Annotated in this window: 23 protein-coding genes and 3 tRNA genes; 15 read left to right on the forward strand and 11 right to left on the reverse strand. The window is 65.8% G+C overall.

Annotated features, from left to right (window positions below; translation table 11 throughout):
• The first annotated feature begins 7 nt into the window (after window positions 1-7).
• The 12 genes from PHR85_RS04995 (at window position 8) to ybaL (ending at window position 10,728) form a co-directional block, all read left to right on the forward strand.
• Window positions 8-664 (forward strand): response regulator transcription factor, encoded by a 657-nt coding sequence (locus PHR85_RS04995; RefSeq protein WP_300051260.1) that lies wholly within the window; start codon window positions 8-10, stop codon window positions 662-664.
• A complete protein-coding gene (locus PHR85_RS05000; protein WP_300051263.1) occupies window positions 664-1,482 on the forward strand; it encodes an ATP-binding protein in 819 nt (272 codons plus the stop codon). The genes PHR85_RS04995 and PHR85_RS05000 overlap by 1 nt, the downstream gene beginning before the upstream one ends.
• Window positions 1,483-1,646: 164 nt before the next feature.
• A complete protein-coding gene (locus PHR85_RS05005; RefSeq protein ID WP_300051266.1) occupies window positions 1,647-2,180 on the forward strand; it encodes a Fe-S cluster assembly transcription factor in 534 nt (177 codons plus the stop codon).
• A 46-nt stretch (window positions 2,181-2,226) separates the two neighbouring features.
• Entirely contained in the window at window positions 2,227-3,447 is a 1,221-nt protein-coding gene (locus PHR85_RS05010; RefSeq protein WP_300051269.1) for an IscS subfamily cysteine desulfurase, read from the forward strand.
• Between the two features lie 25 nt (window positions 3,448-3,472).
• A complete protein-coding gene (iscU, locus tag PHR85_RS05015; protein WP_300051272.1) occupies window positions 3,473-3,862 on the forward strand; it encodes a Fe-S cluster assembly scaffold IscU in 390 nt (129 codons plus the stop codon).
• A 38-nt stretch (window positions 3,863-3,900) separates the two neighbouring features.
• On the forward strand, window positions 3,901-4,224 hold the full coding sequence (gene iscA / locus PHR85_RS05020; RefSeq protein WP_300051276.1) for an iron-sulfur cluster assembly protein IscA: 324 nt from the start codon (window positions 3,901-3,903) through the stop codon (window positions 4,222-4,224).
• On the forward strand, window positions 4,217-4,753 hold the full coding sequence (gene hscB / locus PHR85_RS05025; RefSeq protein ID WP_300051279.1) for a Fe-S protein assembly co-chaperone HscB: 537 nt from the start codon (window positions 4,217-4,219) through the stop codon (window positions 4,751-4,753). Before iscA ends, hscB begins: the two co-directional genes overlap by 8 nt.
• A gap of 87 nt (window positions 4,754-4,840) precedes the next feature.
• Complete coding sequence (gene hscA / locus PHR85_RS05030; RefSeq protein WP_300051282.1) at window positions 4,841-6,742, forward strand: Fe-S protein assembly chaperone HscA; 1,902 nt, start codon at window positions 4,841-4,843, stop codon at window positions 6,740-6,742.
• Between the two features lies 1 nt (window position 6,743).
• Window positions 6,744-7,082: an ISC system 2Fe-2S type ferredoxin gene (gene fdx, locus PHR85_RS05035; RefSeq protein WP_300051284.1), complete on the forward strand. Its 339-nt coding sequence runs from the start codon at window positions 6,744-6,746 to the stop codon at window positions 7,080-7,082.
• A gap of 13 nt (window positions 7,083-7,095) precedes the next feature.
• Window positions 7,096-7,821: a DNA polymerase III subunit epsilon gene (gene dnaQ / locus PHR85_RS05040; RefSeq protein WP_300051287.1), complete on the forward strand. Its 726-nt coding sequence runs from the start codon at window positions 7,096-7,098 to the stop codon at window positions 7,819-7,821.
• Window positions 7,822-7,927: 106 nt separating this feature from the next.
• On the forward strand, window positions 7,928-8,998 hold the full coding sequence (locus tag PHR85_RS05045; protein ID WP_300051290.1) for a tyrosine-type recombinase/integrase: 1,071 nt from the start codon (window positions 7,928-7,930) through the stop codon (window positions 8,996-8,998).
• Window positions 8,999-9,000: 2 nt separating this feature from the next.
• Window positions 9,001-10,728 carry a YbaL family putative K(+) efflux transporter gene (ybaL, locus tag PHR85_RS05050; protein WP_300051292.1) on the forward strand — a complete coding sequence of 576 codons (1,728 nt, stop codon included), beginning with the start codon at window positions 9,001-9,003 and terminating at the stop codon, window positions 10,726-10,728.
• A 54-nt stretch (window positions 10,729-10,782) separates the two neighbouring features.
• Here ybaL and PHR85_RS05055 read toward each other — a convergent pair.
• The 4 genes from PHR85_RS05055 to PHR85_RS05070 form a co-directional block, all read right to left on the reverse strand.
• A tRNA-Val gene (locus tag PHR85_RS05055) sits at window positions 10,783-10,857 on the reverse strand.
• Between the two features lie 38 nt (window positions 10,858-10,895).
• Window positions 10,896-10,970 (reverse strand) — tRNA-Val (locus tag PHR85_RS05060).
• A 38-nt stretch (window positions 10,971-11,008) separates the two neighbouring features.
• Window positions 11,009-11,083 (reverse strand) — tRNA-Val (locus PHR85_RS05065).
• Between the two features lie 91 nt (window positions 11,084-11,174).
• Complete coding sequence (locus tag PHR85_RS05070; protein WP_300051295.1) at window positions 11,175-12,455, reverse strand: site-specific integrase; 1,281 nt, start codon at window positions 12,453-12,455, stop codon at window positions 11,175-11,177.
• 198 nt (window positions 12,456-12,653) lie between these two features.
• Here PHR85_RS05070 and PHR85_RS05075 point away from each other — a divergent pair, with 198 nt between their 5' ends.
• Window positions 12,654-13,709: a hypothetical protein gene (locus tag PHR85_RS05075; RefSeq protein WP_300051298.1), complete on the forward strand. Its 1,056-nt coding sequence runs from the start codon at window positions 12,654-12,656 to the stop codon at window positions 13,707-13,709.
• Window positions 13,710-13,752: 43 nt separating this feature from the next.
• On the opposite strand, the gene PHR85_RS05080 is transcribed toward PHR85_RS05075, so the two are convergent.
• The 6 genes from PHR85_RS05080 to mltG form a co-directional block, all read right to left on the reverse strand.
• Window positions 13,753-14,385, reverse strand: coding sequence for an ankyrin repeat domain-containing protein (locus tag PHR85_RS05080; protein WP_300051300.1), 633 nt, complete (start codon window positions 14,383-14,385; stop codon window positions 13,753-13,755).
• 107 nt (window positions 14,386-14,492) lie between these two features.
• Window positions 14,493-15,299 (reverse strand): TatD family hydrolase, encoded by an 807-nt coding sequence (locus PHR85_RS05085; RefSeq protein ID WP_300051302.1) that lies wholly within the window; start codon window positions 15,297-15,299, stop codon window positions 14,493-14,495.
• A gap of 12 nt (window positions 15,300-15,311) precedes the next feature.
• A complete protein-coding gene (locus tag PHR85_RS05090; RefSeq protein ID WP_300051305.1) occupies window positions 15,312-15,680 on the reverse strand; it encodes a PilZ domain-containing protein in 369 nt (122 codons plus the stop codon).
• Between the two features lie 7 nt (window positions 15,681-15,687).
• Entirely contained in the window at window positions 15,688-16,731 is a 1,044-nt protein-coding gene (locus tag PHR85_RS05095; protein ID WP_300051308.1) for a DNA polymerase III subunit delta', read from the reverse strand.
• Window positions 16,728-17,369: a dTMP kinase gene (gene tmk, locus PHR85_RS05100; protein WP_300051311.1), complete on the reverse strand. Its 642-nt coding sequence runs from the start codon at window positions 17,367-17,369 to the stop codon at window positions 16,728-16,730. The genes PHR85_RS05095 and tmk overlap by 4 nt, the downstream gene beginning before the upstream one ends.
• A gap of 16 nt (window positions 17,370-17,385) precedes the next feature.
• The gene (gene mltG, locus PHR85_RS05105; protein WP_300051313.1) at window positions 17,386-18,375 is read right to left on the reverse strand and encodes an endolytic transglycosylase MltG; all 990 of its coding nucleotides are present in this window, start codon (window positions 18,373-18,375) and stop codon (window positions 17,386-17,388) included.
• Between the two features lie 141 nt (window positions 18,376-18,516).
• On the opposite strand from mltG, the gene PHR85_RS05110 reads away from it, so the two are divergent.
• Both PHR85_RS05110 and PHR85_RS05115 read left to right on the forward strand, forming a co-directional pair.
• The gene (locus PHR85_RS05110; protein WP_300051605.1) at window positions 18,517-19,470 is read left to right on the forward strand and encodes a folate-binding protein; all 954 of its coding nucleotides are present in this window, start codon (window positions 18,517-18,519) and stop codon (window positions 19,468-19,470) included.
• A gap of 88 nt (window positions 19,471-19,558) precedes the next feature.
• The gene (locus tag PHR85_RS05115) at window positions 19,559-21,544 is read left to right on the forward strand and encodes a U32 family peptidase (protein WP_300051315.1); all 1,986 of its coding nucleotides are present in this window, start codon (window positions 19,559-19,561) and stop codon (window positions 21,542-21,544) included.
• On the opposite strand, the gene PHR85_RS05120 is transcribed toward PHR85_RS05115, so the two are convergent.
• Window positions 21,545-22,093, reverse strand: coding sequence for a hemerythrin domain-containing protein (locus PHR85_RS05120; RefSeq protein ID WP_300051317.1), 549 nt, complete (start codon window positions 22,091-22,093; stop codon window positions 21,545-21,547). It abuts the gene before it with no gap.
• Window positions 22,094-22,244: the final 151 nt, after the last annotated feature.

Here is a 22,244-nt window from a genome sequence, read left to right on the forward strand (position 1 = left end):
CCCGCCCATGCCTCATGACCTCACCCGCATCTATCTGATCGAGGACGATCCGACCGTGCTGCGCTTCGTCGAGCAGACCCTGGTCGGTCGCCCGCCATGGCGGCTGGTCGGGCATTCCGACAGCCTCTCGCATGCTCGGCTGGTGGCGCCGAACAGCCTGGCCGATGTCTTCCTGGTCGACCTCGGCCTGCCCGACGGCCGTGGCGAGGAGATGCTGCGCACGCTCTCGATCGCGCGGCCCGATGCCGAGCTGCTGGTGTTCACCGTCTTCGGCGACGAGAGCCGGCTGCTGGAAGCCTTGCAGTGTGGCGCGACCGGCTATGTGCTCAAGGGCTGCAGCAGCGAGGAACTGATCGCCGCGATCGGGCAGGTGCGGGAGGGCGGGGCGCCGATTTCGCCGCTGCTCGCGCGCATGCTGCTCAAGCAGTTCCGCCGACCCGAGGCCAGTCCGCCGACGGGCGACGACAGCCGTCCTTCGCTGTCCGAACGCGAGACCGACGTGCTCAAGCTGGTCGCGCAGGGTTACGTCAACAAGGAGATCGCCGCCAAGCTCGGGATTGGCGCTGCCACGGTCAGCACCCACATCAAGAACCTCTACCGCAAGCTGGCGGTCCACACCCGGGTGCAGGTGGTCAAGGTGGCGCAGGAGCGCGGACTGCTCTGATGGCCTGGTGCATCGGTGCCAACTGGATCATGCTGATGGCAGCCGGTTTGCTGGCGCTGCTGGCCGCATTCATCTGGCTGTTGCGGCGCTCGAACCGGTCGATCCAGGAAGTGCGCCGGCTCAACGCGACCCAAGCCGACCGCATCGCGGCGCGCGAGGCCGAACTGCTGTCGGCGTTCGAGAAGCTGAAAGCCGCCGAGCAGCAGCGCCTGCTCGAAGGCGAGCGCCGCCGCATGATGCGCGACATGCACGACGGCCTCGGCAGCCAGCTGGTGCAGACGCTCAACCTGGTGCGCAACGCCAAGGGGGAGCTCAAGCCCGAGCGCGTCGCCGCCATGGTGCAGCAGGCGCTCGAAGAGCTGCGCCTGATGCTGGACTCGCTCGAACCGATGGAGGGCGACCTGCCCGCCATCCTCGGCACCCTGCGCCTGCGCGTGGGTCCCTCGCTGCAAGCCGCCGGGATCGAACTGGACTGGCGGGTCGAGGAAACCGCGCCGATCGCCGACCTCGACGCGCGCGGCGTGATGCACCTGTTCCGCTGCGTGCAGGAGGTGCTGGCCAACGTGGTCAAGCATGCCCGCGCCAGCCGGGTCAGGGTGCGGACCTGGGACGGCGTCGACGCTGGCATCTACCTCGCGATCGAGGACGACGGCCAGGGCGCGAGCGTCGCCGTGGCGCCGGGCCAGGCGGTGCGCGTCGTCGGCCGCGGCCTGAGCAACATCCGCAACCGCGCCGAGCAGATCGGCGCCCGCGTGCGCTTCTACGATGCCGCGCCGGGACTCGGCGTGGAGTTCCGCTTCGCTGCCCGGGTTTCCTAGCGCCGCTGGCGCTGGGGCAGGCTGTTTCAGTTGGCAGCCGGTCCTAATGTTGACTAAATAAGTCGGGATTGGTGTATACTCGACCGAAACGCTCGGGATTCGATGCGATCCTCGTTGCAGGTGCGACGAGATCAGGTTTCCCCGGTCATTTCCAGGAGTTTGCCATGCGTCTCACCACCAAGGGCCGTTTCGCCGTCACCGCCATGATCGACCTGGCCCTGCGCCAGAACGGCGGTCCGGTGACGCTGGCCGCGATCAGTCAGCGCCAGCAGATTTCCCTGTCCTACCTGGAGCAGTTGTTCGGCAAGCTGCGCCGCAACCAGCTGGTCGAGTCCACCCGCGGTCCTGGCGGCGGCTACACGCTGGGCCGCAAGGCCGACGAGATCACGGTGGCCGACATTATCGTCTCGGTCGACGAGCCGATCGACGCGACCGGCTGCAGTGGCAAGCACAATTGCCTGGGCGACGGCGTGCCTTGCATCACGCACGACCTCTGGGACCAGCTCAACGCCAAGATGGTCGAGTTCCTGAGCTCGATCACGCTGCAAAAGCTGATCGACGAGCAACTCGCCAAGGGCGTTGTGATCGAGCCGGCGCCCCAGATCCGGCGCGCGATCTCCTCCGCGCCGGTGGTCAAGCCGATCCGCGTCAACGCCCCCAATTCTGTCTTCGCGCTCGGGCTCGTCGCGGCCAAGTGAGCCGCCCCTCCAGCCCCCCAGTGCATCACCCTCACAGGACGACACCATGAGCATCACCCCGCATCTGCCGATCTACCTTGACTACAGCGCCACCACGCCCTGCGATCCGCGCGTGGTTGACAAGATGATTCCCTGGCTGCATGACCATTTTGGCAACCCCGCTTCCCGCAGCCACGCCTGGGGCTGGGAAGCCGAACAGGCGGTCGAGACCGCGCGCGAGCAGGTCGCCGCCCTGATCGGCGCCGACCCGCGCGAGATCGTCTGGACCAGCGGCGCGACCGAGTCCAACAACCTGGCGCTCAAGGGCGCGGCCCATTTCTATAAGGCCAAGGGCAAGCACCTGATCACGGTCAAGACCGAGCACAAGGCCGTGCTCGACACCTGCCGCCACCTCGAGCGCGAAGGCTTCGAGGTCACCTACCTCGACGTCCAGCCCGACGGCTTGCTCGATCTCGACGCCTTCAAGGCCGCGATCCGCCCCGACACCATCCTGGCCAGCGTGATGTTCGTCAACAACGAGATCGGCGTGATCCAGGACATCCCCGCCATCGGCGCGATCTGCCGCGAGAAGGGCGTGATCTTCCACGTCGATGCCGCGCAGGCCACCGGCCGCGTCCATGTCGACCTGGCCCAACTGCCGGTCGACCTGATGAGCCTGACCTCGCACAAGACCTACGGCCCCAAGGGCATCGGCGCGCTGTATGTGCGTCGCAAGCCGCGCATCCGCCTGGAAGCGCAGATGCATGGCGGCGGTCACGAGCGCGGCATGCGCTCGGGCACCCTGCCGACGCACCAGATCGTCGGCATGGGCGAGGCCTACCGCATCGCCAAGGCCGAGATGGACACCGAACTGCCGCGCATCCAGGCCCTGCATGACCGCATGTTCAAGGCCCTGGCCGGCATCGAGCAGGTGTTCCTCAACGGCCACGAGACCCGCCGCATTCCGCACAACCTCAACATGAGCTTCAACTATGTCGAGGGCGAGTCGCTGATCATGGGCATCAAGGGCCTGGCGGTATCTTCCGGCTCGGCCTGCACCTCGGCCAGCCTGGAGCCCAGCTATGTGTTGCGCGCCCTGGGCCGCAGCGACGAGCTCGCCCACAGCAGCCTGCGCATGACCATCGGCCGCTGGACCACCGAGGAAGAAATCGACACCGCGGTCGAGGCCATCCGGACCAACGTCGCCAAGCTGCGCGAACTCTCGCCGCTGTGGGACATGTACCAGGACGGCATCGACATCTCGACCATCCAGTGGGCCGCCCACTGATCCCGCACTGAACAGGAGAACGAACATGGCTTACTCTGACAAGGTCGTCGACCACTACGAAAACCCCCGCAACGTCGGCAGCTTCGACAAGGGCGACGAGGACGTGGGCACCGGCATGGTCGGCGCACCGGCTTGCGGCGACGTCATGAAGCTGCAGATCAAGGTCAACCCGGCCACCGGCGTGATCGAGGATGCGCGCTTCAAGACCTACGGCTGCGGCTCGGCGATCGCATCAAGCTCGCTGGTGACCGAATGGGTCAAGGGCAAGACCCTGGATCAGGCGGCCCAGATCAAGAACAGCGAGATCGCCGAGGAGCTGGCGCTGCCGCCGGTCAAGATCCACTGCTCGATCCTGGCCGAGGACGCCATCAAGGCCGCCGTCGACGACTACAAGAAGAAGCACGTCGCCGCCTGATCCACTGACCCCGACCGACCCCTTATCCTGCGCTCACCATGTCCGTCACCCTCACCGAAGCCGCCGCCAAGCATGTCACCAAATACCTGAGCCGTCGTGGCAAGGGCGTCGGGGTGCGGCTGGGCGTCAAGACCACCGGCTGCTCGGGTCTGGCCTACAAGCTCGAGTACGCCGATGAAGTCGCGCCCGAGGACGTGGCGTTCGAGGACAAGGGCATCCAGATCCTGGTCGACCCCAAGTCGCTGGCCTACCTCGACGGCATGACGCTGGACTTCGTGCGCGAGGGCCTCAACGAAGGCTTTCGCTTCAACAACCCCAACGAGCGCGATCGCTGCGGCTGCGGAGAGTCCTTCCGTGTCTGAGTCCAAGGCCCAGGCACCCAGCCTGCAGGACGACGACTTCAAGCTGTTCGGCCTGCCCATGGGCTTTACACTGGAGCGCGCCGCGCTCGATGAACGCTGGAAGGCGCTGCAGCGCCAGGCCCACCCCGACCGTTTCGCGGCCCAGGGTGCTGCCGCCCAGCGCGTAGCCATGCAATGGTCGGTACGCATCAACGAGGCCTACCAGCGCCTGAAGGACCCCTTGAAACGCGCGGCCTACTGGTGCGAGCTGAGCGGCGCCCCGATCAAGGCCGAGAGCAATACCGCGATGCCGGCCGCCTTCCTGATGCAGCAGATGGAGTGGCGCGAGGCGCTTGAAGAGGCTGATGGCTCCGAAGCGATCGAGGCCTTGCTGGATCAGACCCAGGCCTTCCGGCGCGACATGCTGGAGCAGCTCGGCCGCACCATTGACCAGCAGCGCGACGCGGCCGCGGCCGCCCAGCAGGTCAGGGCGCTGATGTTCGTCGAGCGTTTCGCCGACGATCTGCACGGCCGGCTTGATCGCTGCTGATTCGGTTCAGCCTGCGACAATAGTGGGCTGTTGCGAGATTTTTCGAGACTGAGTTTTTACCGCGGGCCTCGAAGCCCGCCATGCCCCATGGCCCTGCTGCAAATCTCCGAACCCGGCCAGACGCCCGATCCGCACCAGCGGCGCGTGGCTGTCGGCATCGACCTCGGCACCACCCATTCGCTGGTCGCCTCGGTGCGCCACGGCTTGCCCGAATGCCTGCCCGACGAGCTGGGCCGGGTGATCCTGCCCAGCGTGGTGCGCTATCTGGCGCCTGGCCAAGGCTCCGGCCGCCAGATCGGCTGGGACGCGCTTGCCGCCCAGATCGAGGACCCGCACAACACCATCAGCTCGGTCAAGCGCCTGATGGGGCGCAAGCAGGCCGACCTGCAAGCCCAGGGCGTGGCCGCCAAGCTGCCCTATACCGTGGTCGATGGCCCCGGCATGGCGGCGGTCCAAACGGTGGCGGGCGACAAGTCCCCGGTCGAGGTCAGCGCCGAGATCCTGGCCACGCTGCGTTTTCGCGCCGAGGACAGCTTCGACAATGACCTGTTCGGCGCCGTCATCACGGTGCCGGCCTATTTCGACGACGCCCAACGCCAGGCGACCAAGGACGCCGCGCAGATGGCCGGCCTCGAAGTGCTGCGCCTGATCAACGAGCCGACCGCGGCGGCGATCGCCTACGGCCTGGACCAGGGCTCGGAAGGCGTCTACGCGGTCTATGACCTCGGCGGCGGCACCTTCGACGTCTCGATCCTGCGGCTGACCCAGGGCGTGTTCGAAGTGCTGGCCACCGGCGGCGACTCCGCGCTGGGAGGCGACGACTACGACCGCGCGCTGGCCGACTGGCTGCTGCTGCAATGCGGTCACAGCCTCAAGGCCGGCGAACTGCCGGCCGGCGAGCGTGCCCGCCTGCAGGCCGAGGCGCGCCGCGTCAAGGAAGCGCTGTCCGCCCATGCCGACGACGGCGTGGCGGTGCGCTTCGAGGTCTTGCTCGACGGCAAGACCCTGGCGCGCGACATCACGCACGCGGAATTTGCCCAGGCCTGCGCCGAACTGACTCAGCGCACCATGGTCGCCGTCAAGCGCGTGCTGCGCGATGCCAGGCTGGATAAATCCGAAATCAAGGGTGTCGTCATGGTGGGCGGCTCGACCCGCATGCCCGTGGTGCGGAAGGCGGTGGGCGAGTTCTTCGGCCAGCAGCCGCTGACCAACCTGAATCCGGACGAGGTTGTCGCGCTTGGCGCAGCGATCCAGGCCAACCAGCTCGCTGGCAACAATCCGGACGGCGACCTGCTGCTGCTCGACGTCATTCCGCTCTCGCTCGGTATCGAGACCATGGGTGGACTGGTCGAGCGCATCGTGCCGCGCAACACCACCATCCCGACCGCGCTGGCGCAGGACTTCACGACCTTCAAGGACGGTCAGACCGCGCTGGCGCTGCATGTGCTGCAGGGCGAACGCGACCTGGTGGCCGACTGCCGCAGCCTGGCACGCTTCGAGCTGCGCGGCATCCCGCCGATGCCCGCTGGCGCCGCGCGCATCCGCGTCACCTTCACCATCGACGCCGACGGCCTGCTGACCGTGGGCGCGAAAGAGCAGGGCAGTGGGGTCGAGGCCCAGACCGTGGTCAAGCCCAGCTACGGCCTGTCGGACGAGCAGATCGCCGCCATGCTGCAAGACAGCTTCGCCACCGCGCAGCAGGACATGGCCGCGCGCGCGCTGGTCGAGGCCCGGGTCGAGGCCGAGCGCATGCTCGATGCCACCCGCAGCGCGCTGGCAGCCGATGCCGACCTGCTCGAACCCGAGCAGCGGGCCGAGATCGACCGCCTGCTCGCCGAGACCGATGCCATCCGCGCCAGCTCGGCTGACGCCGCCGCCATCGAGGCCGCGACCGAAGCCCTGGCCAAGGGCACCGAGCCCTTTGCCGCGCTGCGCATGAACCGCGGCATCGCCCGCGCCCTGTCCGGCCAAAACGTGGAGAATTTCTGACATGCCGATCATCAAGATCCTGCCCCATCCCGAATACTGCCCGCAAGGCACCGAGATCCAGGCCCTGCCGGGCACGACCATTTGCGAGGCGCTGCTCGACCACGAGATCGAGATCGAGCATGCCTGCGACATGAGCTGTGCCTGCACCACCTGCCACGTGATCGTGCGCTCTGGGCTGGAGAGCCTGAACGAGGCGACCGAGGAAGAGGAAGACCTGCTCGACAAGGCCTGGGGCCTGGAGCCGCAGTCCCGTCTGAGCTGCCAGGCGCGACTGGCCAAGCAGGACCTCACCATCGAGATCCCGCGCTACACCATCAACCACGCGCGCGAGCACCACTGAAAGCAGCCATCCCATGCGCCAGATCGTCCTCGATACCGAGACCACCGGCCTGTCGGCCATCGACGGCGACCGCATCATCGAGATCGGCTGCGTCGAGCTGCTCCATCGCAAGCTGACCGGCAACAACCGCCATTTCTACCTGCACCCCGAGGACCGCGCCATCCACGAGGACGCGCAGCGGGTGCACGGGATCTCGATCGAGTTCCTGGCCGACAAGCCCAAGTTCCGGTCCATCGCGGACGACCTGCTGGAGTACCTGCAGGGCGCCGAGCTGGTCATCCACAACGCGCCGTTCGACATCGGCTTCCTGAACGAGGAACTGCGCCGCCTCAACCGGGGCCGGATCACCGATCTGATCGACGGTGTGATCGACACCCTGGCCATGGCCAAGGAGATGTACCCGGGCAAGCGCAACGGCCTCGATGCGCTGTGCGACCGGCTCGGGGTCGACAACTCAAGCCGCAATTTCCACGGTGCCTTGCTCGATGCCGAACTGCTGGCCGATGTCTACATCAACCTGACGCGTGGCCAGAACGCGCTCTCGATGGAGGTGGAGTCGGGCGAGGCAGGCGCGGACGGCCAGCTGGTGGCGGTTGACCTGAGCCGCTTCGAGCTGCCGGTACTGGGCCTGAGCGAAGCCGAACTGCAGGCGCATGAGTCGCTGCTGGCCGAGCTCGACAAGGCCAGCAAGGGCAAGACCGTCTGGCGCCGACTGGAGCCACAAGCCGAGGCCGCATGACGGCATCAGTCCGGCACGAAGCGTGATGCTTGCACCCGGGCCTGGCCCGGGTTTATCATGGATGATATACGTAACTTACGCAAAATTGAATAATCATCTGAATCAAATGTCAAAAAACAAGAAAGTCCCGTCTTCGATCACGCCACTGGACTGGTTCGAGTCCTGGCTACTGCAGCGCTCGAACGAGCGAGAAAACCCGCTAACACCCGAAGCGGCCGAACCGTACCGCTATATCTGGTCATCCTGGTGCCAGTGGCTGCTCGGCAAACCTGGGCCGGCCGGACAGGCTGAAGAAGAACAGAGCAGCTGGACCAATCTGGTGCTGCAAGCCAGCCCGAACGATGCGATGGAATTCCTGCTGGACCGCGTCAAACCTGCCACCCAGCGCAGCGGCAGCGCGCGCGAGATCTCGATCGTCACGCGCGAGCGCTACTGCATGGTGCTGCGCGGCGTCTACGGTCACCTGCTGCAGCTGGGCCTGCTGATCGAGAATCCCATGAAGCGGCTGTACGAGCTGGCCGGCGAGGACAGGCCTGACGCCGAGGTGCTGCCCGATCCGGTCTGGAATCATCTTGAACACATGGCGCGTCAGGCTGATGACCGCTCGCCGTTTGCGCTGCGCGATCGCGCGCTGATCTGGCTCATGCTGGATGTGGCGCTGACGCCAGCGGAACTGTCCGCCTTGAACCTGGGCCAGCTCGACGAAGCGCCCGCAATCGCGATTGCGGGCGAGGGCGGTTCAGTCGGGCAGATCGCGATCAGACTGCAGGGGAACAGGGCGGCACAACGCCGCGACCTGCAGCTGAACGAGCTGGCCTCGGACGCCTTGCGCGACTGGCTGGCTGTCAGGACCGACACGCTGGAAAAAGGCCAGCCCGAGGCACTGGTCGTGTCCGAACTGGTGTTCTTCACCGAGCGACGCAAACCACTATCGCGCCGCGTGCTGTTTCACCTGACCTCCAAGCTGATAACCGCCGCCTGCCAGGAGCTGGGGCAGGAACTGCCGCGTCACCTGGGGCCGCTGGTGTTGCGCAATACCGCCATCCTGCATTGGCTCAAGGCTGGCATGCCACAGGACGAGGTGCTGCGGCGCGCGGGCTATCAGGGCCGGATTGCGCTGGAGCACCTGCGCGCGCATTTGCCGCGCGAAAACAGCACAACGCAACCGATTGCATGAACATGGAACACAGCATCCCCCTGATCACCACGCTGGTGGCCGGCTTCAGCGTCGCGCTCATCCTGGGCTTCCTCGCCGAGCGCATCCAGGTTCCGGCCCTGGTCGGATACCTGGTGGCTGGCATCATCATTGGCCCGGGCACGCCGGGATTCGTCGCCGACGTCAACCTAGCTGCCCAGCTGTCCGAAATCGGCGTCATGTTGCTGATGTTTGGCGTCGGCCTGCATTTCTCGCTCAATGACCTGCTGTCGGTCAAGCGCATCGCGGTGCCCGGTGCCGTCGTGCAGATGGGCCTGGCCACCGTGCTCGGCATGGCCGTGGCCTGGTGGTGGGGCTGGAGCTGGGGTGCCGGGCTGATTTTCGGACTTTCACTGTCCTGCGCCAGCACTGTCGTGCTGCTCAAGGCACTGGAAGCCCGTGGCGTGCTCGACAGCATGAACGGCCGCATAGCGGTCGGCTGGCTGGTGGTCGAGGACCTGGCGACCGTGCTGGTACTGGTCCTGCTGCCGCCGCTGGCGGGCGTGCTCGGCGGCTCGGTCGCCGAAGTGGCGAACCCGCAACCCCTGTGGCTCACGATCGGGAAAACCTTGCTCCAGGTGGCGGCCTTCATCGCCATCATGCTGGTGGCGGGCCGCCGCGTGCTGCCTTGGCTGTTGTGGCAGGTGGCGCGCACCGGTTCGCGCGAGCTTTTCACGCTGGCCGTGATCGTGGCGGCGATCGGCATCGCCTACGGCGCGGCCCAATTGTTCAGCGTCTCGTTCGCCCTGGGCGCCTTCTTCGCTGGCATGGTGATGCGGGAATCCAAGTTCAGCCACCGGGCCGCGGAAGAATCCTTGCCACTGCGAGATGCTTTTTCGGTGCTGTTCTTCGTCTCGGTGGGCATGCTGTTCGAGCCGAGCATCCTGCTGGAGCAGCCGCTGCATGTGCTGGGCGTGGTGCTCATCATCATCTTCGGCAAATCGATTGCGGCCTTCGGCCTGGTGCTGGCTTTCCGCTATCCGCTCAACACGGCGCTGACGGTCTCGGCCAGCCTGGCGCAGATCGGCGAGTTCTCCTTCATCCTGGCCGGCCTGGGCCAGTCGCTGGGTCTGCTGCCAGCCGAAGGCATGAGCCTGGTGCTGGCCGGCGCGCTGATCTCGATCGCGTTGAATCCGCTGCTGTTTGCCGCCATCGAGCCGCTGCGGCGCTGGATTCTCCAACGCTCGGCGCTGGCCCGCCAGCTGGAGCAGAGAACCGATCCCTATGCCGAGCTGCCGATCAGCACCGAGCGCAAGTACCTGCAGGGGCAGGTCGTCCTGGTGGGTTACGGCCGAGTCGGCAAACGGATTGCCAGCGCGCTGGAGGCGAACGGTATTCCTTACGTGGTCGCGGAACAGAACCGCGAGCTGGTCGAGGACCTGCGCCAGCAGGGCAGGGTGGCCGTATCAGGCAATGCCAGCGATCCGGTGGTGCTGATCCAGGCCCATATCGCCGAGGCCGCCATGCTGGTGGTGGCGACGCCCGATCCGCTCAACCTGCGTCAGATGGTCGAGACGGCCAGAACGCTCAACCCCGGCATCGAGATCGTCTTGCGCACGCACAGCGAGGAGGAGTCGGTGCTGCTGCGCAAGGAAGGCATTGACAAGGTCTTCTTCGGCGAGGAAGAACTGGCCAAGGGCATGACCGGGCATGTGCTGGAGCGCCTGGGGGCAAAGACAGGTGGCCAAGCCCCAGCCTCATCCCATACCTGAGGTTGACTGGCAATGAAAAAAGCACTCAGGCCGTACGCGCTGAGTGCTTTTGTCTGGTGGGCGATACATGGATCGAACATGTGACCCCTGCAGTGTGAATGCAGTGCTCTACCGCTGAGCTAATCGCCCTTGGCTATCTTCCCCAGGGAAGGCAGTCAGGTATGGTTTGGTGGGCGATACATGGATCGAACATGTGACCCCTGCAGTGTGAATGCAGTGCTCTACCGCTGAGCTAATCGCCCTTGGCTGCCTTCCCCAGGGAGGACAGTCAGGAATTTTTTGGTGGGTAATACATGGATCGAACATGTGACCCCTGCAGTGTGAATGCAGTGCTCTACCGCTGAGCTAATCACCCGAAGCCGCTATTCTATGCCGAAAAAAACCTGGTCTCAGGGGCGTGCGTGGATTTTTTTGAACCGGGACGGGCAGGGCGCTTGCAGCTGGATTCAGTCCTCGCCCCGGGCCTGTTCCAGCGCCTGCAGCGCGCCCACGCGCCGCTTGGCGTCGCCGTGGTAGTACATGCGCACGGTGATGGCGGGGTCCTTGTGGCCCAGGCGCTCGGCGGCGTCGGCGATCGGAAAATGGCCGTTGATCGCCTCGGACGCGCCCGAATGCCGGAACCAGTGCGGCGAGATCTGGCGCAGGCGTTCGGCCAGCGACTGGACTTCGAGGTCCTCAGGCGAGGCGTGAGAAGCCAGCAGCCTGTCGGCTGAAACGGCGCCCAGCTCCTTGATCTCGCCGAACAGGGCGCGCGGCGTCATCGAGGGGTAATGACTGCCGTTGCGGCGCAGCGACACCACGGCCGAGATGTCGGTTTCCTGGCGCTGCGGCAACGCGGGCAGGCCCAGCGCCTCGCGATAGGCCATCAGCTCCTTCATGACGGCGGGCGTGATCTCGACCGCGCGCACCTTGCGCCCCTTGCCGTGCACCGAGGCGAACCAGACGCCACCGCGCTGGCGAAAGTCGCTCATGCGCAAGCCCGACAGTTCCGAGATCCGTATCCAGAGGTTGAACAGCGCGACCGTGATCCAGCGCAGGCGGATGGCGCGCTGCTGCTGGGTGATCGTTTCCGCCTGCTGGAGCATCTGGTCGGTGGTCGCCAGCAGGCGCAAATAAGCCGTGGGCTCGAACACGCGGTCGGTCTTGGCGTCGTGCTTGATGATGAAGCGCCCGAGATCCGCGAACGGGTTGAAGTCGAGCAGCGCGTCATCGCTGGCCGAGCGCTTGGTGTTGTTGAACTTGTAGAGCGAGGACAGCCCCGCGATGGTCTGCGCCACCGAACGATGCGACTTGGCTCGCGCGAAGGGGTTGCTGACGACGCCGAAATGGTTGGGCAGGGCCTTGGGTGTACGTTCCTGCCAGAACGGCGCTGGACCAGTGCGCGTCAGCTCGAAGTGACTGGTACCAGAGGCCCTGATCGCCGTGCTGCGGGGGGCGCCGTCATCCATCGCTTCATGGGTCAGCGCGCGCAGGAAGTCATGCGCGTCCGCCGGGCCGGCGCGCCGCAGCAGGTCGGCGTGGTGGCCATGGGCCTGTTCGAGGAAATACAGCCAGTAGGCCGCGACGCGCTGGTAGGCGCGGTGCGTGTGCGGACTCTTGCGTCGGAAGGGTTCGAGCCAGTTGCCGACCGCGGTCAGGTCGAACAACAGGCCGGGCTGGTGACTGGCATCGGCCGCAAGCACTAAGCCGTTCAGGATCTCGCCGTCATGTTCGTGGTGGTCAGGCATTTTTTATGGCTGCTGGTGATGGCTTGGATCGAGTTCCGGATTGTGCCGCGTTTGCGGGCGGGCACCACCCCACCGGATAATGCTGTAGTTCCGATAATTCACATTAACGGAAATGAAAAAGACAGAAAAGTATTTTTCTTACGTATTACGTCATAAAAATACGTAAAATCTCTGCTGATCGGATCGCAAGGAAAAACCATGAACACAGAGCCAAAAACGATGCTGGAAAACGAGAACACCGCCACAGATGTCGAAACCCGGCTGCAACAGGCCTTGCAGGGCTTGCTGGCCCCCATGGCCGCGCAACAGGTCACGGCGCGCGAGGCCTACGCCGCCATGACGCGCGTCGTGGCGCGCATCGAAGGCGATGTCCCGAGTGGCGCCAAGTTGGTCGGGCTGCTGCAGTTTTTCAACGCCCAGCGGCCTGCCGGCTCGCCGGCCATCCCGGCCGGAACCGCTGGCGTGGCGCAGGATTGCGTGGCGGCCTATCGCCGCTCGCTGGTGCGGACCAGTGCCCAGGGCGTGGCGCACCCGTCGCTGCCGGTAGACATGATCGAGGGGCTGAACCACTGGCTAGAACGCTTGCTGGAGCTGATGAAGGATGAGATCCGCCGCCCTTACGAGGCCGAGGCCATCAGCCTGCGCGCGCGCCTGGACGAGGAACTGGCGGCCATGCGGCTAGCAGCCGAGGTCGAGCAGAAAACGGCGCGCGCCGCCCTGCGGGAAGTTGAATCCCGGCTGCAGCAAAGCCAGCAGCAGGCGCAAGAGCTGCAGCGTCAGTGCGAGGCGCTCGACCAGCGGGTTGCAGATCTGAACCAGGGCCTGCGTGCCGCTGCCACTGAAAACCGGGAGCTGTCGGCCAGCGCGGCCGTATTGCAGTCCAAGGCACAGGAATCGGAAAAGCGCCAGGGTGAGCTCGACGCAGCTTTGCGCGCGGCTCAGTCGGCCAGCGACGAGGAACGGCGCCAGCGACTGCTGGCGATAGACAGCGCGCGGGTGGTCGAACAGGAGCTCGCGCGCGAAAAGGAAAAGCGCCGTGCCGCCGATTCGCTGGCCCGCACGCTGGAGAAATACCTGGAAGAAGAAAAGGCGCGCGCTGCAACACTGCAAGTCGCCTTGTCGGAGGCCCAGCTCAGGAGCTTGCAGACCGCCAAGGACGAAGAAGCATCCGCCAAGACCGGATCGAACCGGCTCAAGCCGGCAAGACGCGCCATCGCGACGCCAGTCCCAGTGCGCAGGAAAACACTGCGCTGAGCCGTCCGGAGCGCGGCATGCATCGCGGCCCGGCGCCCTTCCCTTACCAGGTCGCCGGGCCGGTTTTGGCGCGCAATGCGCGACGGATCGGGTCGGCGATGTCCTGGCGCCCAGCGCCAGCGGCAAATTCCAGCGCGGTCAGACCCTGCTGGTTCTGCAGCGTGACATCGGCACCCGATTCGAGCAGCAGGCGCACGGAATCCGGATGGCCGTAGCGCGCGGCCATCATCAACGGTGTCGACTCATTGGGAGAAGCCGCGTCGATGTAGGCGTGGGCATCGAGCAGCAGTTGAACCATCGCGGGGCTGTCGGCGCTGGCGTTTGTCGCCGCGTAATGCAGTGGCGTCCAGCCGGGCTTGTTGACTTCGGCGCCTTGCCGGACCAACTGGCGCATCAGGCCGACATGGCCGCGCAACGCCGCCAGCATCAGCGCGTTCTCCCCGCTGGCGTTGACTGCGTCGAGGTCGATCCCGGCTTGCTGGATCAGGAATTCGGCTGCCCGCAGCGAATCCAGCTTCAGCGCCAGCAGCAACGGCGCCAGCCCGTTTTCGTCCAGCGTGTTGAAGTCGAAGCCGCGCTGCTGGAGCCGGCGCAGGGTGGCGACATCATCCAGGCGCAAGGCGCGCAGGAAATCCTCGTAGGCTCCTGCCGCAGCATTCAGACTGAATCCCGTCACACCCGCCGCAACCAGGAGGACACGCGCGATCGCGCACCGGCGGCTGGAACCAAGCGCGGTCTTTGGTTCAGCGACTTCGGTGATGCTTGGGCTGTAGCAGGGATTTCTCATGCCATGCCTCGGAACAACGCCAATGTGTTGGCACTGGTCGCTTGCCCCACAGCCTCGACCGACAGGCCCTTGAGATCGGCCAGCTTCTGCGCGACATAAGGCACGAAGGCGGGCGTGTTGGTCTTGCCACGATAAGGTACCGGCGCCAGGTAGGGGCTGTCGGTCTCGATCAGGCAGCGCTCCAGCGGCACGAAGCGCGCGACCTCGTGCAGATCGGTTGCATTCTTGAAGGTCAGGATGCCGGAAAACGAGATGTAGAACCCCAGATCGAGCGCGGCACGGGCGGCCTCGACCGATTCGGTGAAGCAGTGGAAGACGCCGCGCGCCCGTGGCATCTGCCCTGCCCCCGTCGGGCCGAAGCCACCCTCTTCCTTCAGTATCGCCAGCGTGTCGTCGGAGGCGCTGCGGGTGTGGATCACCAGCGGCAGGTCGGTCTGGCGCGCCGCGCGGACATGGACGCGAAAACGATCGCGCTGCCATTCCATGTCGGCCAGGCTGCGCTCGCCCAGGCGGTAGTAGTCCAGACCGGTCTCGCCGATGCCGACCACGCGCGGGCGCTGCGAGAGTTCCACCAGCTCCTCGACGCTGGGTTCGCGCACGCCCTCGTTGTCGGGATGCACGCCGACGGTGGACCAGAGCATCTCCTGGCTGCAGGCCAGCTCATGCACGCGATCGAACTCCTCCAGCGTGGTGCAAATGCACAGCGCGCGCTCGACCTGCGCTTGCCGCATGGATTGCAGGATCGCTGGCAGTTGCGCGCGCAGTTCGGGGAAGCTCAGATGGCAATGGGAATCGATGAACATATGAAGACGGTTTCAGACGGTCTGGTTGCTGCGGTCGGATGCGAGGTGCGCGCCCAGGATGGCCTCGATGCGCGACTTGAGTTGCCGTGCCTTTTCATCGGCGGGAAAGCTGATGCCGATGCCCTGGGTACGTCCGCCGGAGGCACCGGCCGGGGTGATCCAGGCCACCTTGCCCGCCACCGGGTAGCGCTGCGAGTCGTCCGGCAGCGTCAGCAGCAGGTAGACATCCATGCCCAGCTGGTATTCGCGCGCGGTCGGCACGAAGATGCCTCCCTCGGCGAACAAGGGGATGTAGGCGGCGTGGAGCGCGGCTTTTTCCTGGATCGCCAGCTGAATCACGGAGGGGCGTGGGGGCGAGCTTGAAGCTTCGGGCGTGCTCATCGGAGAATCAGTTTAACGCCAGCGCCGAGCGGGCCATGCCGGCCCAGGCCTCCTGGAGCAAGCCGGCGTTGTAGGGGTGCTCGACCGTGCGGGCCGCCTGTTGCAGCGCCTTGTGCCATGCCAGCAGCTTGTTCAGCCCGGGCGTGCGCGGCAGGTCGGCCTTTGCGAAGAAGCGCGGTTCGCCATGGCTGGCAACGACCATCAGGTCGTGACAGAGCTTTTGCAGCAGATCGAGTTGGCGTGGCGGTGCCCAATCGGCGATGGCTGACCAGTCACCGCGCGCGACGGACTGCGGCAACTGCCCCCAGCCCGAAGCTGGCAGCCCGAGCCGTGACAGCTCCAGGGCCTCGTCGGGACGACCGCCCGCGGCTTGCAACCAGGTGGCGAGCGCTTCGCGCGTGGGCGGCTTGCCGGCGAAGGTCTCGTCGCGCTGCACTGCCGTTTCCAGCCAGGCCAGTGCCTCTTGCTGCGCTGGCCATTCGAGCGCGTGCGCCTGGCAGCGACTGCGCAGGGTCGGCAACAGCGCATGCGCGGCTTCGGTCGCGAGCACGAAGCGCAAGGCACCCGGCGGTTCTTCCAGCGTCTTGAGCAGGGTGTTGGCCGATTCCATGTTGAGCCGGTCGGCAGGATAAACCAGTACCACCTTGGTGTCGCCACGCGAGCGGGTGAACTGGGTGAAGGCCACCGCCTCCCGGGCGGCGTCGACGCGGATGAACTTGCCGGGCTTGATTTCCTTCTTGTCGATCTTGTCCTGAGTGCGCTCGTCCAGTGGCCAGCCGAGCTCGATCGCCAAGGTTTCGGGCATTAGCACGAACAGGTCGGGATGAGTCCGCACATCGACCGCGTGACAGCTGTCGCAGCGACCACAAGCGCCCTGCTCCGGACTCGGCGACTCGCACAGCCAGGCACGCGCCAGCGCCAGCGCCAGCGCGTACTGGCCCAGCCCGGGCGGGCCGCTCAAGAGGACGGCATGGCCGCGCTGCTGCCGCAGTGCGACCAACTGGCGCTGCAGCCAGGGCGACAGACGCAAGCCGTCGCTGGATTCGTTCATGCCTGACCCCAACTGCGTTCACAATGCTGCAACACCTGTTCACGCACGGCGTCCAGGCTCAGGCTGGCATCGATACGGGCGAAACGCTGTGGCGCCTGCACCATGCGCGCGGCGTAGCCACCAGCCACCCGACTGAAGAAGGGTTCGGCCTCGGATTCGAACTTGTCTGGCGTGCGAGCGCCCGCCAGACGGATCGCAGCGAGCGCTGGCGGCAGATCGAACCAGAAACAGAGCTCGGGCTCCAGCAGGCTATCCCGTCCAGGCAGCTGCTGCACCCATTGTTCCAGCTGCTGCAAGACCTGCAGATCGAAACCGCGGCCGTGGCCCTGGTAGGCGAAAGTCGCGTCGGTGAAGCGGTCGGAGATCACGACCTCGCCACGCGCGAGCCCCGGCATGATCACCTGCTGGATATGGTCGCGCCGGGCCGCGAACATCAGCAGCGCCTCGCTCAGCGGGTCCATGGCGTCATGCAGCAGCAGTTGGCGCAGCTTCTCCGCCAGCGGCGTGCCGCCAGGCTCGCGTGTCAGCGTGACCTGCCGGCCACGCGCGCGGAACCAGTCGGCCACCGCCGCAATATGGGTGGACTTGCCGGCACCGTCTATGCCTTCGAAACTGATGAACAAACCGGTTTTCTTCATGTGGGAGCCTTGGGAATCAACGTGCCAGAATATAGCGGCGCACCGCGTGGTTGTGCTCGTCGAGCGTGGCGCTGAACTGGCTGCTGCCGTCACCGCGCGCAACGAAATAGAGTGCCTGGCTGGCGGCCGGGCGCAGCGCGGCGCGGATCGAGGCCAGACCGGGCATCGCGATCGGGGTGGGCGGCAGACCCGCGCGGGTATAGCTGTTGTACGGCGTATCGGTCAGCAAGTCGCGCTTGCGCAAATTGCCGTCGAACCCCGCCCCCAGGCCGTAGATCACGGTCGGGTCGGTCTGCAGCCTCATGCCCAGACGCAGGCGGTTGATGAAGACTGCCGCGATCAGGCCACGGTCCGCACTTGAACCCGTCTCCTTCTCGATCACGCTGGCCAGGATCAGCGCCTCCTCGGCTGACTTCAGTGGCAGGCCGGGTGCGCGCTCGTCCCAGGCCTGCTTGAGCTGGCGCTGCATCGCGGCCGCGGCCTGACGCAGCACGGCCGAAGCCTTGTCGTGCTTGGGATAGCGGTAGGTGTCGGGAAAGAAGCGGCCCTCGGGATGCGAGCGCGGCAGGCCCAGCGCGCGCATGAGATCGGCGGGCTGCTGCAACGCTGATTCAGGCAGGTCCCAGCGCAGCTGATCGGCGCTCTTGAGCGCTTGCAGTACCTGGCGGTAGTTCCAGCCCTCGACCAGGGTGACGCGGCGCAGCGCCTGCTCGCCCCGCACCAGCCGGTCGAGCAACTGCAGCGGCGTCATGCCCATCGGGATTTCGTAACCGCCGGCCTGGACCTGGCGCGACTGCCCAGACAGGCGCAGCCAGCCATAGAGCAGCCAGGATGGGGTACGTACCCCCGCATCATGCATCTGCTGGGCGACCTGACGCGCCGAAGAGCCGGTGGGAATAGTGAGATCCAGCGGTGCCGATCCGGCGCCAGCCAGATCCAGCGGCTGGTGCAGCCACCAGGCGGCACCAACCACTGCCAGCACGGCGGCGGCCAGCAGCCTGGTCATGACCGGAATCCACCTATTTTTCACTCGATGCTGCACAACCATCCGGCCTTTGGGAAAATCGAAGCCCGCAATGATATTCGACCGCCATGCAGGCGGCCCACGGACACTGCCACCATGAGCGCCATCCCTACTTCCAACCCAATGCCCGCAGCCACCACGACGGCCCCTTTGTTTGACGGCACCAGCGTGCACGGTCTCGCCCGTCTGGAGCACTGGGGCGTGATCCGTGCCCAGGGCGCCGATGCGGCATCCTTCCTGCATGGTCAGCTGACGCAGGACTTCGCGCTGCTGGATCAGTCCGAGGCGCGGCTGGCGGGCTACTGCTCGGCCAAGGGCCGCATGCTGGCCAGTTTCATTGGCTGGAAAACCGGTCCCGAGGAGGTACTGCTGGTCTGCAACCGCGACCTGCTCGCGCCCACGCTCAAGCGCCTGTCGATGTTCGTCATGCGCGCCAAGGTCAAGCTCAGCGACGCCTCGGCCGAGTTCACCCTCTACGGCGCGGCCGGTGCAGCCTTGCCTGCCGAATTGCCCGTTACGCATTGGAGCCGGCTGGAAGTTGCATCCGGCAGCTGGGTCCGCCTGCCGGCGGCCGAAGGCGTGGCGCGCGCCCTGCTCTGCCTGCCAGCCCAACAGACCCAGTCCGATGCGCTGCCTGGCGCCGATCTGGCGCCTGCACTCTGGCAATGGCTGGAGGTGCGCAGCGGCATCGCCATGGTCAGCGCGCCCGTGATCGAGGAATTCGTGCCGCAGATGCTCAACTACGAGTCGGTCGGTGGCGTCAACTTCAAGAAGGGTTGCTACCCGGGCCAGGAGGTGGTCGCGCGCAGCCAGTACCGGGGCGCGCTCAAGCGCCGCGCGCAGGTTTTCCATGCCGAGGCCGAGCTGGTCGTGGGACAGGAAGTTTTCCATGCGGCCGATGCCGAACAGCCCTGTGGTACCGTCGCAGCGGTGGCACCGCACCCGGTGCGAGGTTGGGATGCGATCGTCTCGCTGCAGACCAGCGCGCTCGATGGCCAGGCCTTGACCGTCGGTGGTCCGGACGGCAGCGCGCTGCAGCTGTTGCCCCTGCCCTACGAGCTGCTGCAAGACATCTGAAGTCAGCCCGCTGGCCAGCTGAGCCTGAAACTGAGAAAATATCCGGTTCGCTACCCGATCCGGCAGCTCTGCCGCTTATTTCCTCCTTATGCTACCTCACCAGCTGGAACTCCTGTCCCCCGCGCGCGACGCCGATATCGGCATCGAGGCCGTCAACCACGGCGCCGACGCCATCTACATCGGCGGACCGTCGTTCGGCGCCCGCGCCAGCGCCGAGAACTCGTCGCAGGACATCGCAAGGCTGGTCAAGCATGCGCACCGCTACCAGAGCCGGGTCTTTGTCACGCTAAACACCATCTTGCGCGATGATGAGCTCGAACCCGCGCGCCGGCTGATTCACCAGCTGTATGACGCCGGCGCCGACGCGCTGATCATCCAGGACATGGGGCTGCTTGAGCTCGACTTGCCGCCGATCCAGCTGCACGCGAGCACCCAGACCGACATCCGCACACCGGAAAAAGCCCGCTTCCTGCAGGACGCGGGTCTGAGCCAGATCGTGCTGGCGCGCGAACTCACGCTGGCGCAGATCGCCGCCATCCGCGCCGCGACCGATCCCGAGCGCTGCAACATCGAGTTCTTCGTCCATGGCGCCCTTTGCGTGGCCTACAGCGGCCAGTGCTACATCAGCCACGCGCACACCGGGCGCAGCGCCAACCGCGGTGACTGCTCGCAGGCCTGCCGCCTGCCCTACGAGGTCAAGGACGCCCAGGGCCGCATCATCGCGCACGACAAGCATGTGCTGTCGATGAAGGACAACAACCAGAGCGAGAACCTGGCCGCGCTGATCGACGCCGGCGTGCGCAGCTTCAAGATCGAGGGCCGCTACAAGGACATGGGCTATGTGAAGAACATCACGGCCCACTACCGGCTGTTGCTCGACGGGATCCTGGAGCAGCGCCCGGAGCTCGCGCGTGCCTCCAGCGGCGAATGCACCTTCTTCTTCCAACCCGACCCGGACCAGAACTTCAACCGCGAGTTCACCGACTACTTCGTGCAGGGTCGCAAGGAGGACATCGGCGCCTTCGACAGCCCGAAGAACCCGGGTCAGGCGATCGGTTGGGTCAGCAAGGTCAATGCCGACAGCGTCGAGATCGAGCTCAGCGACCCCGGCCTGGAGCTGGCCAATGGCGACGGCCTGTGCTACTACGACCTGCAAAAGGAGCTGGTGGGCCTGCAGACCAACCGGGTCGAGAAGCTCGGCAAGGGCGCGGAAGGCGGCCGGATCTGGCGCATTTTCCCGAAGGATCCGATGGACGGCTTCAAGGACCTGCGCAAGGGCGTCGAGGTCAATCGCAACCGCAGCATGGACTGGGTGCGCGGGCTGGAAAAGAAGTCGTCCGAGCGCAGGATCGGCGCCTGGATCAGGCTGCAGGAGACCGATGGCGGCCTCAAGCTGAGCCTGACCGACGAGGATGGCCATTGCGGCGAGGCCAACATCGCGCTGGAGCGGCAAAGCCCCAGGGACCCGTCACAGGCCGAGGCCAAGCTGCGCGAACAGCTGGCGCGCCTGGGCGACACCCTCTTTACGCCGTTGGACATTGCGATCGAGCTGTCGGCTCCGAGGTTCGTGCCGGCGTCCACGCTCAACGCGCTGCGCCGCGACGCGGTGGCGCGGCTCGAAGTGGCGCGTGAACAGAGCCTGCAGCGCCTGCCGCGCGCCCAGCCGGTCGAGCCGCCCGTGCCCTACCCCGAGGACCATCTGACCTACCTGGCCAACGTCTACAACCACAAGGCACGCGATTTCTACGCCCGCCACGGCGTGAAGGTGATCGCCGCCGCCTACGAGAGCCAGCAGGAGGAAGGCGAGGTCAGCCTGATGATCACCAAGCACTGCGTGCGCTTCAGCTTGAGCCTGTGCCCGAAACAGGCCAAGGGCGTGACCGGCGTGCAGGGTCAGGTCCGGGCCGAGCCGCTGCAGCTGATCAACGGCAAGGAAAAGCTCACGCTGCGCTTCGACTGCAAGCCCTGCGAGATGCATGTGGTCGGCAAGATCAAGCGCAGCGTGATCAACCAGGCGGCGGCCGTGCCGATGCAGTTTTACCGCAACCGGCCCAAGACCCAGCAGCCGGCCTGATCAGATGTAGAACTGGAACGCAGTCGGGTTCTGGTGGCGCATGTGCATCGACATGCCGAGCGCGGCCATGTGGTCGCCATTGCGGCCCAGGATCAGCTGCGCCAGCGGCAGGTATTCCCGCTCCTCGAACTGCGCGTGGGCGCGGTACTGGGTGACCAGGCGTTGGATCTGAACGACATCGACATCAGTGAACTGGCCCTTGACGACTTTCTTGAGGCCGGACTCCAGCCCCTTCCAGATCCTTTCCAGCTCGCGGTGCTCGTCGGTCAGTCGCTTGTTCATGGCCTGGACCTTGGCGCGCTCCGCATCGTCGAGTGCGCTCTCAAGCACGGCCGGGAACAGCTCGCGCTCCTCGTCGAGGTGGTGCTCGAAGATCGCTTCGCGGAAGAACTCCAGCGATTTCTCGGCCACTTCACGCGCACGCTGTGCCGGCTCGATCAGCATCGGCAGTTCGCCCAGCATGTCAAGTTTCTTGAAGATGCCGTCGTGGCATTGCGAGAAGTCGGCAATCGGTTCGCTCTGGCCGGTCGAATTCTGGGTCTGGGACATGGTGGCTCCTCTGTGGAAAAAAGATGCTTGCGCGATTCAGTTTACTAGTCTGGTCAAGCAATTGATCAGTGCACAAACCGTCCGTGCAACTTGCTTGATCCAGGTCAAGTCGTGAAAAAGCCGACACGCGGCCGGCTTTTTCCAGGTTGGC

The sequence above is a fragment of the Malikia sp. genome, assembly GCF_028687635.1.
GTDB lineage: Bacteria > Pseudomonadota > Gammaproteobacteria > Burkholderiales > Burkholderiaceae_C > Malikia.

What these genes read in the sequence shown, in the direction of transcription:
- PHR85_RS05010 (WP_300051269.1), top strand. Translation starts at nt 2,227, where the DNA reads ATGAGCATCACCCCGCATCTGCCGATCTACCTTGACTACAGCGCCACC.
- mltG (WP_300051313.1), bottom strand. Translation starts at nt 18,375, where the DNA reads ATGACCAGGCTGCTGGCCGCCGCCGTGCTGGCAGTGGTTGGTGCCGCC.
- PHR85_RS05070 (WP_300051295.1), bottom strand. Translation starts at nt 12,455, where the DNA reads ATGCCTGACCACCACGAACATGACGGCGAGATCCTGAACGGCTTAGTG.
- PHR85_RS05085 (WP_300051302.1), bottom strand. Translation starts at nt 15,299, where the DNA reads ATGTTCATCGATTCCCATTGCCATCTGAGCTTCCCCGAACTGCGCGCG.
- dnaQ (WP_300051287.1), top strand. Translation starts at nt 7,096, where the DNA reads ATGCGCCAGATCGTCCTCGATACCGAGACCACCGGCCTGTCGGCCATC.
- ybaL (WP_300051292.1), top strand. Translation starts at nt 9,001, where the DNA reads ATGGAACACAGCATCCCCCTGATCACCACGCTGGTGGCCGGCTTCAGC.
- PHR85_RS05000 (WP_300051263.1), top strand. Translation starts at nt 664, where the DNA reads ATGGCCTGGTGCATCGGTGCCAACTGGATCATGCTGATGGCAGCCGGT.
- iscU (WP_300051272.1), top strand. Translation starts at nt 3,473, where the DNA reads ATGGCTTACTCTGACAAGGTCGTCGACCACTACGAAAACCCCCGCAAC.
- PHR85_RS05005 (WP_300051266.1), top strand. Translation starts at nt 1,647, where the DNA reads ATGCGTCTCACCACCAAGGGCCGTTTCGCCGTCACCGCCATGATCGAC.
- PHR85_RS05075 (WP_300051298.1), top strand. Translation starts at nt 12,654, where the DNA reads ATGAACACAGAGCCAAAAACGATGCTGGAAAACGAGAACACCGCCACA.
- hscA (WP_300051282.1), top strand. Translation starts at nt 4,841, where the DNA reads ATGGCCCTGCTGCAAATCTCCGAACCCGGCCAGACGCCCGATCCGCAC.
- PHR85_RS05115 (WP_300051315.1), top strand. Translation starts at nt 19,559, where the DNA reads ATGCTACCTCACCAGCTGGAACTCCTGTCCCCCGCGCGCGACGCCGAT.
- PHR85_RS04995 (WP_300051260.1), top strand. Translation starts at nt 8, where the DNA reads ATGCCTCATGACCTCACCCGCATCTATCTGATCGAGGACGATCCGACC.
- PHR85_RS05045 (WP_300051290.1), top strand. Translation starts at nt 7,928, where the DNA reads ATGTCAAAAAACAAGAAAGTCCCGTCTTCGATCACGCCACTGGACTGG.
- PHR85_RS05120 (WP_300051317.1), bottom strand. Translation starts at nt 22,093, where the DNA reads ATGTCCCAGACCCAGAATTCGACCGGCCAGAGCGAACCGATTGCCGAC.
- PHR85_RS05090 (WP_300051305.1), bottom strand. Translation starts at nt 15,680, where the DNA reads ATGAGCACGCCCGAAGCTTCAAGCTCGCCCCCACGCCCCTCCGTGATT.
- PHR85_RS05110 (WP_300051605.1), top strand. Translation starts at nt 18,517, where the DNA reads ATGCCCGCAGCCACCACGACGGCCCCTTTGTTTGACGGCACCAGCGTG.
- iscA (WP_300051276.1), top strand. Translation starts at nt 3,901, where the DNA reads ATGTCCGTCACCCTCACCGAAGCCGCCGCCAAGCATGTCACCAAATAC.
- PHR85_RS05095 (WP_300051308.1), bottom strand. Translation starts at nt 16,731, where the DNA reads ATGAACGAATCCAGCGACGGCTTGCGTCTGTCGCCCTGGCTGCAGCGC.
- tmk (WP_300051311.1), bottom strand. Translation starts at nt 17,369, where the DNA reads ATGAAGAAAACCGGTTTGTTCATCAGTTTCGAAGGCATAGACGGTGCC.
- fdx (WP_300051284.1), top strand. Translation starts at nt 6,744, where the DNA reads ATGCCGATCATCAAGATCCTGCCCCATCCCGAATACTGCCCGCAAGGC.